A 14,528-nucleotide genomic window follows, 5' to 3' on the forward strand; every position below is an offset into this window, starting at 1 on the left:
ACACCTTAACTGCGCGTTATGTGCTTTGGGAGAAAATGGAAATGGATATTCCCGACAGATTCAAAAATGTAAGATACGTTTCATCCCGCATTCCGGGTTGCAAAGATGATTCAGACTTAACGCTTGGAGCTAACTGTCAGGTCTTTGCTTATAACCTGCTCAGAGACTTCGGTCTAAATCCACCTAACTACCGTTCTAGTGAATTGTGGGATGACTTGGAGTTTAGTGAGGTGGTTATTGAGTTTAAGCCGCTAGATATCATGATGTACAACGACTCTACTGACTCATACGGCGCACACGTTGGGGTGTATGTCGGTAATGGACTCGTCTACCACCTTTCTTTATCCAATGGCGTACCCATGTTTGAGCGCCATTTAGACTTACTTCAACAAAGTAAGTATCAGTTTTTTATTGGCGCTAAGCGTATAAAACAGTTTGGTGCATAACGTAAGCACGCACATAACAAACTGTTCAAGAGGGATTCGCAACGCGTGGCACTTTTACTATGCGTTGGTTTTAGTGATTAAGGTGGTATGCGGCAGCTTTCGTATTGCGTTGCTCACCCCTTAACAGGGCGTTAGACGACATGAGACAAACGATAGAGTAGTGATAGTATCTTGGCGTGAATCTAGCTTCAGTTAACAGAAAAGGAGTGGATTAATGAATGGTAAAGCATTTGATAATTGGCAAAAATCGCGAAAGAAAGGATGTTTAAATTGGCTTTTCAGAACCACTTTCGTCACAGCCATTTTGTACATGATTTTTAATGTTATTTTCCTTTATCCATCTTCTGACGCGGTAAGCATTACGATTTTCTTATCGGATAATGCTCTTAATTACTCAATTTACACGATCGGGATGTTTTTCGCATTTTGGGCTATTTGGCTATACAACGAATCTTCGTATAAGAAAGAAGTTAAACGTAGAAATGTCGCCTAACAAACTGTTCAAGAGGGATTCGCAACGCGTGGCATTTTCACTATGCGTTGGTTTTAGTGTTTAAGGTGGTATGCGGCGGCTTTGGTATTGCGTTGCTCACCCCTTAACAGGGCGTTAGCTTTTAGAGGAAAAAATGAGTTCAAGTATTATAGGTAAGCTTCTTTCTGCTCAGATTCAAGCATTTGTAAATGACTTTTCTGACAATGCACAAAATGTGTTTTTTGATGAATCAACTAACCAACTGATCCATCCCGGGGAGTTTGGTATGCATAGGGAATCGTGTATTAGAACGTTTCTTGGTACATTCCTTCCTGATATTTATGGCGTATCTCAAGGTTTCGTCATCGGTCAAAACGGATCTATTAGTCACCAGTGTGATGTGATTATTTATCATAAAGAATACACGCCTTACTTTCATACTCCTGAGGGGCAGCGTTTTTTCCCGATTGAATCGGTAATAGCTGTAGGTGAAGTTAAGTCAAAAGTAGACGGTGCTGTTTTGAATGATGCGCTTAAGAAACTAAGCAACATCAAGATTATGCGGGAACAAATATCCAATGCGGCGATTGCTACATGTCGACCAAATACAGAAAAACAGTTTAATCCACAGGAAGATATTAGAGATCAAATTGTTACTTTCTTGTTGTGCGACGAAGTAAAATGTACTCACAACCTTTTGGCGGCTAAAGTCAATAAATCATGGAATGACTCTTTGCCTCGGCATCGCGTAAACTTGGTCGTATCAATTAAGTCAGGAACATACCTATACAAAGATACTGATTCTCGACCTTGGATGTATCCAGTCGAACCTAATGGTACGGTACTGCCTGTTCAACTTAGAACTGCTATATCTCCGAATAGCCATATTGCACTATTTGTTCGCTATTTGACGATGGCAATCGAAGACACAACCGTACTTTATCCTGAGCTGACATTACATTTGAGCGATCAATTAAATTGTACTGCGGTAGACCTAAAACAAAGCTAACAAACAATTTAAGAGTGATTCAGCACGCTTGGCATTTTTTGTTTCCCTTGAGTTCAGTGTTTACGGTGTTTCGGTAGGGTTATGTGGCAGCGTGCTTCACACCTTAATTGGGCGTTAGTTTTATGGAGGAAATATTCTGGAAATCTGGAAGTTATTGTTCTTTATACCTGCGTGTTTTGCGCTCAATATGACTCCTGGTCCAAACAATCTATTGTCCATGAACAATGCTCGTTGTTACGGTTTCAAGTCCGCTTTTATTGCTGGACTTGGTCGTATCGCTGCATTCGCTGTGATGATTGCCTTGGCTGCTTCTGGTTTAGCAGTGGTTCTCTATGCTTCTGAGACTCTATTTCTAACGATTAAAATTGTGGGTGCGACTTATTTGTTGTGGATTGCCTTTAATCTTTGGCGTTCGGAAGCAAGTCCTGTTTCTGAACTAGAAAATACTCGCAACCGATTAGGTTTGGTTAAACAAGAATTTCTGCTAGCCGCCGGTAATCCAAAGGCGATCTTAATCTTTACCGCCTTTCTACCACAGTTCGTCGATGTTTCAGCGAGTGTAAATGAACAGTTCTTTGCTTTAGGGGCTACGTTCCTCATTTTAGAAATGGGTGCAATATCGATTTATGCGATATTTGGAATGTACTTAAGGCAGTGGTTTACGAAGCCGAAAATGGCAAAGCGCTTCAATAGAGGTTGTGCAACTTTTTTGGCTATGTCTGGAGCAAGCTTGTTACTGAGTCGCCAGCAATAAAACTAACAAACTGTTTAAGAGTGATTCGCAACGCGTGGCATTTTTACTATGCGTTGGTTTTAGTGGTTAAGGTGGTATGCGGCGGCATCGGTATTGCGTTGCTCACACCTTAACAGGGCGTTGTGCAATTGAACAATCATTACGCATCACATTGTTTGTAGTCTTTTTTGTCGGGAACATATGATTTCGATAAGATAGCCCCTGGAATCACAAGGAGGTTATATGCGACGTTGGGTACTCAATGCTATGGATGATTTTTGGAAGAAAGTAGTAATTGGTATTTTTATAACTGCTGGTCTAATATGTGTGTCCATTACACTGTCAAATGAAGATGACATATATCTAAATTCGGCGCTTTCAGTTATCGCTTCTTTATTTCTCGTAATTGCTTGGGAGTTGGTTTATCTGAGTTCATTTAAAAAAAGCCTAAGCGAACAAGTGCGCGGACTCATTGATACAAATGAGAAAAAGTTTCGTTCCAAGACAATAGGTACTTTCTCGCTCTCGAAATATTGCGTAGGGCATATAGAAAGAGATCTTATCCCACAAGCATGGAAAGACCTTTGCTGGGACATAAACTCTGAGTACATTGCTGTTAATTATGAAAATGACAAAACAGCATTTCCTGAAAACTGGGCTACTATTGGCCTTTCTATTCAGAATACTAAAGCGCTTGGGCGAGATATCCCGATAACTAAAATATTTATAGTTGACTCATTATCTGAGTTGCAAGATCTTCAAGGTATTATTGAAAGCCATTTAGACCACAATATCGCAATTTACTATATCCAAAAGAAAGAAATTGAGCTTAAGCGAGGCTTGAAAAAGCATCTTGAAGGCTTGTCTCTAGATTTTAGTCTTTTAAATGGTGACTCAGTTTTTGTATGGAATTTAAACAATAATAGAGTGTGCTTGGACGGGAACTATTATATAAATGATGATATTTACAAAAGATATCAAGAGGCGTACAAGGCTATATGTTTAGAAGCTACAAAAATACATACAGTTTCAGACATCGATATAGCTATTGCACAACAAAGCATTTAAGAGTGATTCGCAACGCTTGGCGTTTTCGCTTCGCTCAAGTATAGCCAAGCGTCGCTCACACCTTAATGCGGCGTTAAGTGTTTTAGGAGAATATTGTGGCAAAAATAGATTCGGATGTATTAATCAAAGCAGAAAGTGTCATCCCAATAGAGTTAGTTCAATCATCAAAAAACTTCGTGGATATAGCTCTTGCTAATGTTCCTTTCTTAGTCACGATTTGTGTTGTGATATGTGCGGCGACAGTTACTTACCGTAGTAATAGAAAATCAGTTGAATCTCAAAATAAGTTATCTCAAGACGCGTTAGAAAGGCAAACTACGTTAGCAAACGAGGCAAAAGATGCTGAGCATCAAGATAAAATCTCTGAATTTCGACATCACTGGCTGCAAGAGGTGCGTGGTACAGCAGCTGATTTAATCAAAGTCATACATGAATGTCAGTACTTTACTATGGTTAGGAACCTTGCTGATGATCGCACAAAAGAGCTTGATAAAATTGATTCAGAGTTAGAGGTGAAAAAGCTATATGACGAGCTAAAGGAATCTTATGACACTCTAATGCAGAAACGCGCTGATTTTTATAAACACAATGCAAAGCTTAGGTTGTTATTCAAAAATGGAGATACTCAGACTAAGGCACTATTCAATCACTTAGATGTGGTTCTTCAAGATATGGGCGCATTAGATAAAAGAGCCCTCGATAATCAGGTTATAGAAAGTATTACTGTAGAACTCCAAAAAATTCTAAAAGATGAATGGGAAATAACCAAAAAACGTTCTTGGGCATCAAACACTTAACAAAGCGTTTAAGACAGATTCCCAACGCATGGCATTTTTCATTCCATCGTTGGGTTTCGTGTTTACAGTGGTCTGGTTAAGTTTTGTGGTAGCGTTGCTCACTACTTAACGCGGCGTTAGTTGTACATCAGAATTCGTCTTCTTCTAATTCGTCTAAATACTCTGGTGAGTGAATTGCACAATAATCAACATCGGCATTTTCATTTAGTATGTCGACTTTTATCTCCGCATCTTCCATGTAAAGAGCGTATTCGCCAATAAATTCAACAGATTCAGGAACAACGATATGAGTTATAAAATTCATACTAAGCGCCCCATACTCTAGTCGCTGTAATGTGTTTGGCAGAATTATATTTGTTATCCAATTGTGGCAAAATGCATTTCGACCAATGATACGAACTTCTACGTTGTCAAAGTGGGAAGGTATTTCGATATCCCTATAATCAGCCTCGTAAGAAAGGATCGTGCCAGTTTCTTTGTCAAACTTAACGTCATTTACTTCTAGGGTATGGGTAGTCATTGTTAAATCCCTTAATAATCTTATTGAAATCAATATGCTACTAGGGAAATATACAACTAACAAACTGTTTAAGAGTGATTCGCAACGCGTGGCATTTTCATCATGCGTTGGTTTAAGTGATTAAGGTGGTATGCAGCGACATCGGTATTGCGTTGCTCACACCTTAACAGGGCGTTATATTCATCGGGAAAACTGGAGATAAATAATGATGAACATACAACTAGAAAAACCAGTCTTCTATCTTAATGAGTTTGCTTTGAGGTTTGAGTTAGGCCCTGATGACGTCGACATATGGTTGGATGACAACCGAAAAAATTATAATGAAGAGTATTTTGAAATTGCGATGAGTAGAGCACTTAGTATCTATGAAGCAGCATTTAAACCTTCAGATAAGATCAAAGTCTGTTATCAAATTTTTTCCGATGGACGGAAGAAAATTAGAAAAAGTGACTACTTCTTTAAACTGTTCGAGCCTCTGTGTGGTAAAGCTTTAGAGTTTTCGGAACATCGAGATATTTATACCGAGGATCTAGAGTACAAAAGACACTGCTGGAAAAGAGTAACCATTTCCGATGTGTTCGTGTCAGAGTTAAATATAAAACCGATCATTCAGGCTTGTATTGACGGGGACTTTGGTGATCGTGGACCAACCCTAGCAGGGCAACTGTTTATAATTAATTGTGACAAGGAACTGATGTTTCACCTCTATGATGACCGAGGTCTAGATGTTGCCGCCAGCAGTAAATGGGCTCTAGAAGACCTCTATCAAAATCAGAACCAGTTGTTACTCGATTACGATAAGCAATATATGGATAGCTTGTTCAAATGAATATAACAAACTGTTTAAGAGTGATTCGCAACGCGTGGCATTTTCACTGTGCGTTGAATTTAGTGATTAAGGTGGCATGCGGCAGCATCGGTATTGCGTTGCTCACACCTTAACAGGGCGTTATGTTCAAGGAACGTTAATGATGAGATACACAGTCTTTATTGCATTCATATCGATTTTTGTTGCTGGGTGTGTGGGTTTCCATGTATCACCGGAGTCTAGGCTAATTCACAATTCATCAATGATGACAGAACGCATACAAGGTGCATTGAATCAGCAAGATGAGTATGTTGGGTTGGACGTACGTGTCAACTTCAAACTTGATGATAAGGCGCAGGTCACTGAATTTTCGCTATTAAAAACTAGTGGGCTTCGCTCATTTGATAATGCTGTCGAAAAAGCAGTGAAGGATAGCTCTCCATTTGATTTTCTACTTAGCTTAAGTCCCGAAGAATTCAAACAGTTTCAGGATATTAACCTTACTATTGATTTAGAGTAACCTTGAACATAACAAATTGTTCAAGAGGGATTCGCAACGCGTGGCATTTTCACTATGTGTTGAATTTAGTGATTAAGGTGGTATGTGGTGGCTTCGGTATTGCGTTGCTCACCCCTTAACAAGGCGTTAAGTGCATTCGATGTCAACATGACTCAATTGCATGTAATTTTTTTGTGATAGGAAGCAGCGATATGATGAAGCTTATAGAACCATGGTTGTTTCACCGTAGGGCTATGTACATTGCAAGGAAGTTAATTCCACTGCTTCTCTTTTATGGAAAAAAGACTAGATACTCTAAGGAAGAAGTGGACTATGCAATTGAAAGATCAAAATTATGGAAAAAGCACGTAACACTAGCATATGCTATTTATTGTGTAGACTTGTCGCAAGATGACTTCCACAGAAGTGAAAGTTTCGAAGAGTACTTATCTCACAAATGTAAGTATGATCCAGCAAATCAACGATTTGATGTCGCCTCTTTTGCTCACTACTCTTCGGGTGATTGCACTTCTAACGATGGTGGAGGTGGCGAGTAATGCACTTAACAAATTGTTCAAGAGTGATTCGGCACGCGTGGCATTTTTACTATGCGTTGGTTTTAGTGGTTAAGGTGGTATGCGGAAGCTTCGGTATTGCGTGCCTCACACCTTAACAAGGCGTTATACCAATATTCCTTGTTGTAAGTTTTAAAACGGAAATAGTTCTTTAACAATAAAACATTATAAAAAAGTTAATTGATTTTTTAATAAGTGAAAAATTCATCAAAATAACGTCATCGCAATATTTAAGTAAAATAATTGCTTTAAAAAATGAACGCTGTTTTGGTTGTTTTTTGCGTTAATTTATTCGTGAAAATAAATCATTTTTTTTGTGGCTTTGGCTGATTTTCGCTGAAATTTCATCAACAAAGTTAGCAGTGTTAATTTTAAATTCATCACACGCTACGTCCGCGCAACAGGGCGTTTTACTATTGGTGTGTTGCTAATTATCCCAGCATTAAAAATGGTGTTTGGATTGATTCATCTTTTATTCTTTCTGAGGGGATAATATTGCAATTTGTCTTGGTATCGTGTTGATGGTGTTAGGTGTGTTTTTCGTTGTAAAATCAGCCAAATAGTTGGCGGTATAACAATCGCTTTAAGAGGGACTCAAACGCGGTAGCGTTTTCGCCCCTTAAGCGGGCGTTAGTCGCCAGAAAAAGCTAGCAATCAAAATCATGTTTCTGAGCTCAAAATTTGGCAGCTGTTTGCTTGGTACACTGATTAATCGTCGATCATCAGAGCTTAGTTCTAGCTGTTTTAAGTCCAAAGTTTTGTAACTGTCCTAGCGGTTGTTTTGTTCTTTGGTGCTTACAGAGTAGGGCAATCGAGAGTCTGTTTTTGGTTGCAACTTTGCTCGGTGAGTTTGTTGGGTAAAAAAGCCGATTTACTCGCTGAAATGACGTTTTCTCTGGTGTTGTAAGTTCCACGTGGTTTCAGCGACTTTGTTGAAAGTCCGCACTGTGAGATTGGCTGTCCAAAAGCGCTTTTTGGTGTTGTCAGTTCGTTTTCTGCGGCGTTGTTTGTTCCAAGTGGTTTCATTGACTAGCCGCTTTTAGACTACGCCTGACTTAAGTGCATCAAAGCTCATAAAGTTTGTTGTTCGCAAAGTTTAGTTCAGCTTAAAATTGTCGCTCGGTGCCTCGCGACTAACAAACTGCTCAAGAGGGATTCGCAACGCGTGGCATTTTCACTATGCGTTGACTTTGGTGATTAAGGTGGTTTGCGGCGGCTTCGGTATTGCATTGCTCACCCCTTAGCAGGGCGTTAGCTGTTTGAGAAACAAATGAAAATAATCGATAAGCCGTTATTTTGGCTATATGTTAAAACGCGAGACTCAGTCTTTTCATCATTTAACGGTTTTTCCTCTCTACTCTTAGTCATCATTATTGCGGCTATAGTTTCAGGTAACAAATCTCCCGAAAACACCTTCATGTCTTACATGTTGTATCTGTTGATGCTTAGTGTACCTACCTCAATGGGTCTTATGCTTTTGAAGCTTAAGTTTCAAAAAGTTGCAGGCTCCATTCCTAGGGCAGAGTTAGCGTACTTTTTACAGAACAATAAAGGTATCGAGCTGGAAAATGCTGTAAAAGGGATATTTTCGCTCTACCTATCATTGATGATTTATCTCTGGTTTTTGATGATGGTTGTTGCAGTTTTGGGACCTTTGATTTTAATGCTAGTGTTGTAGTACACAGCTAACAATCTGTTCAAGAGGGATTCGCAACGCGTGGCATTTTCACTATGCGTTGGTTTTAGTGTTTAAGGTGGTATGCAGCGGCTTCGGCATTGTGTTGCTCACCCCTTAACAGGGCGTTATGTGTAATTTTGAGTATTAGAAATTGAATGACTTATATGCGATAGAATTTGAAACAAGAAAGCAGTCCCCATTATGGTGGCACAACAAAGCTTCCGATCTGTTTGCTTCAGCAGGCGCATTACACTCGACTATGGCTGCCGAGCAAAATGTAGCTAAAGATCTAGGTTTTCCTTCAGGCTTTTGCATGTCGGTGGCATGTAATCCCGTTTATGAAATGCTTTTTGGTATGTCATTTGAAGCTTTGCTGAAAGCAATATGCGTTGCTAAGAAAAAGCCTGCACCGGCAAGTCACAACCTAAACAACCTTGCAAATACAGCTGAAGTTAAATTGTCTGAAAGTGAAATCGAGATCTTTAAGTATCTAACAGAGTGCGTGGTATGGAGCGGAAGATATCCAGTGCCTAAGCAAAAAGAGTATTTGGAGCAACACTGGAAGCAGGGTAGTGACTTGTTGTTTGATAAAGTGTCTAGTTCAAGTGTGCTTCAGTTTCAGGTCGCAAACGACGTGCTGGGCTGGGACAACTTATCAAATATATGGCGAAAGTTGTCTAAAGAGTTTTTCGAACATTACACATAACAAACTGTTCAAGAGGGATTCGCAACGCGTGGCATTTTCGCTATGCGTTGGTTTTAGTGATTAAGGTGGTATGCGGCAGCTTCTGTATTGCGTTGCTCACCCCTTAACAGGGCGTTAGCTTACTAGTTCAACTTGTTGACTATATTCGAGTTTTATATAGAATTATCCCCTAGTGGATTTAGGCAGAGGTTTGGAGTTCAATTCTCCACTTCAGCACCCTGGACATAATAACCGGACTCACGTTTGTAATTATCACACTAAATTACATCAACAATTTGTTAGTTTCACATCCGACAAATAAACGAGGAGGTTTTATGGAAAGATTCGTTCAAAACGTAAAGTATTTCGCTTCAGCAGTAGTAAATGGGGTGAGTGCGGTTTGTTCTGGTGTTGTCGCAACTGGTGTAACTTCAGGGTTGAACCTAGAGAGTGTAAGCTCTCTGGGCTTCTTCCTAAGTCCACTCATTCCTACCAAGTTCATCACCAGCCATTAACCCCGTAAGCTAACAAACAATTTAAGAGTGATTCAGCACGCTTGGCATTTTTGGTTTGGGTTTAGTTCAGTGATTAGGTGGTCAAATTGAGTATCGTGGTCGCGTGCTTCACACCTTAATTGGGCGTTAGGCATCAAGAGGAGATTGAGAATTGAGCGATAACAAATCAATTGAAGTAGCATCGAATTGCATTCGAAAAATGTGGGAAAAACACGGGATTAAAGAACCAATGAGGTTTCTTGGATTTTGCTTAAGCATGCTACCAATTCCGGGTATTCAACAAGCAGGAATTGCATTAGACCGTCACCTAGGCGATAAAGCCTTTAATTCACAGCTGGAAGAACTTTGGGCTGAAATTTCAGCTGCTAATGATTTAGTTAGTAAAGTTGCCACCTTAGAAGAAGCTATCCAAGAAATTGCTAAAACTATCGAATCGTCTCCAACCCTTGAAGCCAAGACTAGTCAATTTATAGCATCACTCAGTAGTAACCAAAAAGAGTTCTCTGTTTTAACTGAAAACAATAGTTACCAAGAATTACGTAGCAGTATAGTACACGCTGATATCTCAGCTTTCGTAGCAAGAGATGGAAGTACTAATGTGCTCTAAAATTCAACCGTTAATTCAGAGAAGACACATCTACATGCAACTGATAACAGTAAAAACTTTGTAGATGGTACTACTTTTCAAGGTTTTGGCGGTGCTGTATCTATGCAGGGTATTAGTACTCAGGGGCCTATTTCTGTACAAGGTAGTGGTATTGGCTTTGGTGCAGGAGGCTCTATTAGTTTTGGAGGTAATCCAAATATAGTGTCAGGTACTTGCCCCGTTTGTAATGAACGATTGCAAGCAGATAGGCGTGAACTTGCTAAATATAGTCAGATTCAATGCCACAAGTGCAAAACAGTGCTTCCATATAAACTATAGAATGCCTAACAAGCAATTTAAGAGTGATTCAGCACGCTTGGCATTTTTAGTTTGGGTTAAGTTTGGTGATTACGGTGGTTAAAATGAGTGTCGTGGTTGCGTGCCTCACACCTTAATTGGGCGTTATGCGTAAATGGAGGAAACATGGAAAATCAGGGCAAGCTGTTCTTCTTCTGTGGCAAGATGGGAGCAGGAAAATCGACTAAATCTAAGGTTGTGGCTGCTGAAAATAATGCAGTCCTAATTTCAGAAGACGACTAGTTGTCAGCTCATTATCCTTCGCAAATTCAAACGTTTGACGACTACATTAAATACTCAAATCTCATAAAGCCTTTCGTTAAAAGTCATGTTCAAAGTTTGTTGAATGTTGGGGCTAACGTTGTCATGGACTTTCCAGCGAATACTATTAAGCAAAGAGCTTGGTTCGTATCACTGTGTGTCGAAGTAGGTAGTGAACATGAGCTTTGGTATTTAGATTTAACAGATGAGCAATGTTTATCCCAAGTTGCTAAGCGCCGAGTAGAACAACCTGAAAGAGCTATGTTTGACACAGAGGCTGTATTTCATCATGTGACCCAGTATTTTGAAGCTCCAGCAGCGAGTGAAAAACTCAGTCTGGTACGTGTGGGATAATACGCATAACAAAGCGTTTAAGACGGATTCCCAACGCTTGGCATTTTCGGTTTGCTTTGAATTTAGTGTTTACGGCACAATGGTTTAGGTAGGGTGGTAGCGTTGCTCACCACTTAACGCGGCGTTATGCTTATTTGAAGAGGTTTAATGAAAAACGATAAATACGAATTTCTATACAGCTATTCGAGAAGTGCATTTGATGAGGAAATTTTACGCTTTAAGAATCTCGAAGAAAAAGCTAGCCGATTCATTAGCTTATATTCAATATTGATTGCTGCCTTTACTGCGTTATTACAGCATCTGTGACTGTCATTATGCCTCTAAATGAATGGTATAAGTGGTTGATACTATGCCTTATTGTCTTAACGTATGTGTCTTTTTTTTCTTCTTGGAGTTTCTTGTTTAGGGCATTAAAGTTTACCGATATGCCCCGACTTCCTCTGGACGATAACTTTATCAGTGAATTTAGAAGTAGGGATTTAGTTACTAACCATTATGCTCTATCGCTTTCATGTTCAAATGCTCTTGAACTCGCAAGAGCAGCTAATGCTGAAAAGTCTAAATTGCTACAAAAATCTCATAAAGAAATAGCACTCTCAGTTTGGTTGCTGACACTTTCTTTAGGGGCTTTATCCTTAACAAAAATAGTGGAGTTAAATATGCCAGAAAACGTCCGTAGTGAACAGACTGCACAAACTCAGCAAGGTGAGTCGGCTCAGCCCGAACCAGATTTTGACGTTACAGCCCCTAAAGTTGTTTTTGTTATGGACGAAATGCCACCAGAATTGATCAACAGAAAAGATTCAGAGTAAACATAAGCATAACAAAGCATTTAAGAGTGATTCCCAACGCATGGCATTTTTCATTCCATCGTTGGGTTTTGTGTTTACGGTGGTATGGTTAGGTTTCGTGGGTGCGTTGCTCACACCTTAATGCGGCGTTAGTTTGCTAAAGGCTAGCGGTTAACTAGCCTAAGCTTGCTCTCACATCTGCAATGGTGATGAAGAGCTTGTTTTCGGTATCATGAAATGCTTGAAAACCATAGCGTTCATAGAAATGTTTTGCTCCGTCTTTGGCATCAACGATAACAACTGGAAATGCAACGCTATCACTAGCTGCTAATAGTTTTCTGAGTGCGTCGATAAGCAGCCACTCACCAAATCCTTTCCCTTTGTATCGGTCATCGACAGCAAGGCGAGCAATCAGACCACCAGAGGTGGATGATTGGTGCTTTTTTTGTAACTTATCAGGCAATGCCTTTAAGTCAATTGGTGTCATTGTTAGCGTGTAAAAGCCGATAACATGTGAGTTGTCGTTATCATCTTCCAAAACAAAAGTTCTGGTGTTGTCCTTCTTTGCTTGCTGACTCGCCATTACTTTTAAGTAACTATTGAGAGCTTCGATGCCACAGTTGAATCGGTTTCTATCGTGTTTAGCTTTATCTAGAAGTACCGTATTCATCATTGGGTTTTGCTCTCGTATCGATCAGCAGCAGCTTTTAGTTTTGAGTTCTGTGTTGCAGGACGATCTAAAGCTTCCATGAGCAACATCGCATCTGCTTGGCTCAGTTTTAAAGCCTGTTCACGTTCGATGACTTGTTTAGCTTTTTCGATTGCAGCGCTTAGAACAAACGAGTTGATGCTAGACATGCCGGCGATCGCGGCAGCCTTAGTAAGTAAGTCTTGTGTATCGACATCAACTCTAGCGGTGATGCGGGGCAAAGTAGTAGCCATAATGTTATCTCCTATTGTGTCAAAATGTCACATGTGCATTATGGTCTTAAAGTGTGCAATAAGCAATTCTTGTGTCACTTTAGCACGCAAACTAACAAACAATTTAAGAGTGATTCGGCACGCGTGGCATTTTTACTATGCGTTAATTTTAGTGATTAAGGTGGTATGCGGTGGCATCGGTATTGCGTGCCTCACACCTTAATTGGGCGTTATGTGCTTGGAGGCTAAATGGTAACGTTCACAGAGAAAGAGTTAGATGCTGTGTTGAATAATGCAGTTGAAACCAATCCTGATTTTCTGGAATGGTTCGTTCATCAGACGAAATTTAGAAGTGGTGGATACAAGTACCTGTGGTCTCGTTCAGACCATCCTTGGGGAACAATTGACTTCGAAAGGCTTGATCCTGCAACTAATGGTACAGTGACCGAAAGGCGTCAATCCGAAACAGATATTCTGGTGGTACTTGAGGGGCAAGATGGTGGCAGGGTTGCTCTCCACATAGAGAACAAATTATCCGACGGGCACTTTACGGATTATCAAGCGGAAATGTATTCGCAAAGAGCTAAACAATGGATGAACAAAGAGAAGTTCAAGAACTATACAGACTTCCAAACCATCCTAATTGCTCCTCAATTCTTTTATAATAACAACATGGAGAAAGCTAGGTTGTTTGATTGCTATATAAGCCATGAAGATATTGGTAAGTATCTGCCGAAGTTCGCTTTAGAACGCACATAACAAACTGCTCAAGAGGGATTCGCAACGCGTGGCATTTTTACTATGCGTTGAATTTAGTGATTAAGGTGGTTTGCGGCTGCTTTTGTATTGCGTTGCTCACCCCTTAGCAGGGCGTTAGTCGCCAGAAAAAGCTAGTAATCAAAATCATGTTTCTGAGCTTAAAATTTAGCAGCAGTTTGTTTGATACACAGGTTCATCGTCGATCATTAGAACTTAGCTTTAGCTGTTTTGAGTCCAAGTTTTGCAAGTGTCCTAGCGGTAGTTTTGTTCTTTGGTGCTGACAGAGCAGGGCAATCGAGAGTCTGTTTTTGGTGGCAACCCCGCTCGGTGAGTTTGTTGGTACAAAAGCCGATTTACTCGCTGAAATGATTTTTTCTCTGGTGTGGTAAGTTCCACGTAGTTTCTGTGGCTTTGTTGAAAGTCCGCACTGTGAGATTGGCTTTCCAAAAGGGCTTTTTTGGCGTTGTCAGTCCGTTTTCTGCGGCGTTGTTTGTTCTAAGTGGTTTCATTGAGTAGCCGCTTTGAGACTACGCCTGACTTAAATGCATCGAAGCACATAAAGTTTGTTGTTCGCAAAGTTTAGTTCGGCTTAAAATTGTCGCTCGGTGCCTCGCGACTAACAAACTGCTCAAGAGGGATTCGCAACGCGTGGCATTTTCACTATGCGTTGATTTTAGTGGTTAAGGTGGTATGC

The 14,528-nt window shown here is 40.1% G+C and carries 19 protein-coding genes and 1 pseudogene; 16 read left to right on the top strand and 4 right to left on the bottom strand.

The window, feature by feature from the left end:
• The 6 genes from H735_RS04790 to H735_RS04815 all read left to right on the top strand — a co-directional run.
• Positions 1–446, top strand: a 446-nt coding sequence (locus H735_RS04790; RefSeq protein WP_052268483.1) for a hydrolase, incomplete at its 5' end; no start/stop codon positions are given.
• Between the two features lie 214 nt (positions 447–660).
• The gene (locus H735_RS31550; protein WP_020198230.1) at positions 661–939 is read left to right on the top strand and encodes a hypothetical protein; all 279 of its coding nucleotides are present in this window, start codon (positions 661–663) and stop codon (positions 937–939) included.
• Positions 940–1,072: 133 nt separating this feature from the next.
• On the top strand, positions 1,073–1,927 hold the full coding sequence (locus H735_RS04800) for a DUF6602 domain-containing protein (RefSeq protein WP_020198032.1): 855 nt from the start codon (positions 1,073–1,075) through the stop codon (positions 1,925–1,927).
• 136 nt (positions 1,928–2,063) lie between these two features.
• Positions 2,064–2,681 (top strand): LysE family translocator, encoded by a 618-nt coding sequence (locus H735_RS04805; RefSeq protein WP_027726856.1) that lies wholly within the window; start codon positions 2,064–2,066, stop codon positions 2,679–2,681.
• Between the two features lie 222 nt (positions 2,682–2,903).
• Positions 2,904–3,728 carry a hypothetical protein gene (locus H735_RS04810; protein WP_020198034.1) on the top strand — a complete coding sequence of 275 codons (825 nt, stop codon included), beginning with the start codon at positions 2,904–2,906 and terminating at the stop codon, positions 3,726–3,728.
• Between the two features lie 95 nt (positions 3,729–3,823).
• On the top strand, positions 3,824–4,525 hold the full coding sequence (locus tag H735_RS04815) for a hypothetical protein (protein WP_020197348.1): 702 nt from the start codon (positions 3,824–3,826) through the stop codon (positions 4,523–4,525).
• 127 nt (positions 4,526–4,652) lie between these two features.
• Here H735_RS04815 and H735_RS04820 read toward each other — a convergent pair whose 3' ends face one another.
• On the bottom strand, positions 4,653–5,045 hold the full coding sequence (locus tag H735_RS04820; RefSeq protein ID WP_020197349.1) for a leucine-rich repeat protein: 393 nt from the start codon (positions 5,043–5,045) through the stop codon (positions 4,653–4,655).
• Between the two features lie 205 nt (positions 5,046–5,250).
• Here H735_RS04820 and H735_RS04825 point away from each other — a divergent pair, with 205 nt between their 5' ends.
• The 3 genes from H735_RS04825 (at position 5,251) to H735_RS04835 (ending at position 6,909) form a co-directional block, all read left to right on the top strand.
• Positions 5,251–5,874, top strand: a complete 624-nt coding sequence (locus tag H735_RS04825) for a DUF3885 domain-containing protein (protein WP_020197350.1) — start codon at positions 5,251–5,253, stop codon at positions 5,872–5,874.
• Between the two features lie 139 nt (positions 5,875–6,013).
• Complete coding sequence (locus H735_RS04830) at positions 6,014–6,373, top strand: cell envelope integrity TolA family protein (RefSeq protein ID WP_020197351.1); 360 nt, start codon at positions 6,014–6,016, stop codon at positions 6,371–6,373.
• Between the two features lie 191 nt (positions 6,374–6,564).
• Positions 6,565–6,909 (top strand): hypothetical protein, encoded by a 345-nt coding sequence (locus tag H735_RS04835; RefSeq protein WP_020197352.1) that lies wholly within the window; start codon positions 6,565–6,567, stop codon positions 6,907–6,909.
• A 740-nt stretch (positions 6,910–7,649) separates the two neighbouring features.
• Here the strand turns inward: H735_RS04835 and H735_RS32060 are convergent.
• Positions 7,650–7,914: pseudogene (locus H735_RS32060) on the bottom strand (hypothetical protein).
• A 283-nt stretch (positions 7,915–8,197) separates the two neighbouring features.
• Here H735_RS32060 and H735_RS04840 point away from each other — a divergent pair.
• The 6 genes from H735_RS04840 (at position 8,198) to H735_RS04865 (ending at position 12,175) form a co-directional block, all read left to right on the top strand.
• Positions 8,198–8,605: a hypothetical protein gene (locus H735_RS04840; RefSeq protein ID WP_020198235.1), complete on the top strand. Its 408-nt coding sequence runs from the start codon at positions 8,198–8,200 to the stop codon at positions 8,603–8,605.
• A 151-nt stretch (positions 8,606–8,756) separates the two neighbouring features.
• Positions 8,757–9,311, top strand: a complete 555-nt coding sequence (locus H735_RS04845; protein ID WP_020198024.1) for a HEPN domain-containing protein — start codon at positions 8,757–8,759, stop codon at positions 9,309–9,311.
• 314 nt (positions 9,312–9,625) lie between these two features.
• Positions 9,626–9,805 (top strand): hypothetical protein, encoded by a 180-nt coding sequence (locus H735_RS04850; RefSeq protein ID WP_020198023.1) that lies wholly within the window; start codon positions 9,626–9,628, stop codon positions 9,803–9,805.
• Between the two features lie 151 nt (positions 9,806–9,956).
• Positions 9,957–10,412 carry a hypothetical protein gene (locus H735_RS31560; RefSeq protein WP_227741574.1) on the top strand — a complete coding sequence of 152 codons (456 nt, stop codon included), beginning with the start codon at positions 9,957–9,959 and terminating at the stop codon, positions 10,410–10,412.
• 579 nt (positions 10,413–10,991) lie between these two features.
• The gene (locus H735_RS04860) at positions 10,992–11,363 is read left to right on the top strand and encodes a P-loop nucleotide/nucleoside kinase family protein (protein ID WP_020198020.1); all 372 of its coding nucleotides are present in this window, start codon (positions 10,992–10,994) and stop codon (positions 11,361–11,363) included.
• Positions 11,364–11,761: 398 nt separating this feature from the next.
• A complete protein-coding gene (locus tag H735_RS04865; protein WP_155399392.1) occupies positions 11,762–12,175 on the top strand; it encodes a hypothetical protein in 414 nt (137 codons plus the stop codon).
• Positions 12,176–12,329: 154 nt separating this feature from the next.
• Here the strand turns inward: H735_RS04865 and H735_RS04870 are convergent, their stop codons facing one another.
• Together H735_RS04870 and H735_RS04875 are read right to left on the bottom strand one after the other, a co-directional pair.
• Positions 12,330–12,827 (bottom strand): GNAT family N-acetyltransferase, encoded by a 498-nt coding sequence (locus H735_RS04870; RefSeq protein WP_020198017.1) that lies wholly within the window; start codon positions 12,825–12,827, stop codon positions 12,330–12,332.
• Positions 12,824–13,096 (bottom strand): type II toxin-antitoxin system TacA family antitoxin, encoded by a 273-nt coding sequence (locus tag H735_RS04875; RefSeq protein WP_017420534.1) that lies wholly within the window; start codon positions 13,094–13,096, stop codon positions 12,824–12,826. The genes H735_RS04870 and H735_RS04875 overlap by 4 nt, the downstream gene beginning before the upstream one ends.
• A gap of 228 nt (positions 13,097–13,324) precedes the next feature.
• On the opposite strand from H735_RS04875, the gene H735_RS04880 reads away from it, so the two are divergent.
• Entirely contained in the window at positions 13,325–13,834 is a 510-nt protein-coding gene (locus tag H735_RS04880; RefSeq protein WP_020198016.1) for a hypothetical protein, read from the top strand.
• Positions 13,835–14,528 lie beyond the last annotated feature (694 nt).

Source organism: Vibrio owensii CAIM 1854 = LMG 25443, assembly GCF_000817815.1.
In the GTDB taxonomy this organism is placed as follows: domain Bacteria; phylum Pseudomonadota; class Gammaproteobacteria; order Enterobacterales; family Vibrionaceae; genus Vibrio; species Vibrio owensii.

Excerpts from the sequence above, each read along its gene's own strand:
- H735_RS04880 (WP_020198016.1), top strand. The coding sequence starts at position 13,325 with ATGGTAACGTTCACAGAGAAAGAGTTAGATGCTGTGTTGAATAATGCA.
- H735_RS04850 (WP_020198023.1), top strand. The coding sequence starts at position 9,626 with ATGGAAAGATTCGTTCAAAACGTAAAGTATTTCGCTTCAGCAGTAGTA.
- H735_RS04825 (WP_020197350.1), top strand. The coding sequence starts at position 5,251 with ATGATGAACATACAACTAGAAAAACCAGTCTTCTATCTTAATGAGTTT.
- H735_RS04875 (WP_017420534.1), bottom strand. The coding sequence starts at position 13,096 with ATGGCTACTACTTTGCCCCGCATCACCGCTAGAGTTGATGTCGATACA.
- H735_RS04840 (WP_020198235.1), top strand. The coding sequence starts at position 8,198 with ATGAAAATAATCGATAAGCCGTTATTTTGGCTATATGTTAAAACGCGA.
- H735_RS04830 (WP_020197351.1), top strand. The coding sequence starts at position 6,014 with ATGATGAGATACACAGTCTTTATTGCATTCATATCGATTTTTGTTGCT.
- H735_RS04820 (WP_020197349.1), bottom strand. The coding sequence starts at position 5,045 with ATGACTACCCATACCCTAGAAGTAAATGACGTTAAGTTTGACAAAGAA.
- H735_RS04800 (WP_020198032.1), top strand. The coding sequence starts at position 1,073 with ATGAGTTCAAGTATTATAGGTAAGCTTCTTTCTGCTCAGATTCAAGCA.
- H735_RS04810 (WP_020198034.1), top strand. The coding sequence starts at position 2,904 with ATGCGACGTTGGGTACTCAATGCTATGGATGATTTTTGGAAGAAAGTA.
- H735_RS31550 (WP_020198230.1), top strand. The coding sequence starts at position 661 with ATGAATGGTAAAGCATTTGATAATTGGCAAAAATCGCGAAAGAAAGGA.
- H735_RS04835 (WP_020197352.1), top strand. The coding sequence starts at position 6,565 with ATGATGAAGCTTATAGAACCATGGTTGTTTCACCGTAGGGCTATGTAC.
- H735_RS04870 (WP_020198017.1), bottom strand. The coding sequence starts at position 12,827 with ATGATGAATACGGTACTTCTAGATAAAGCTAAACACGATAGAAACCGA.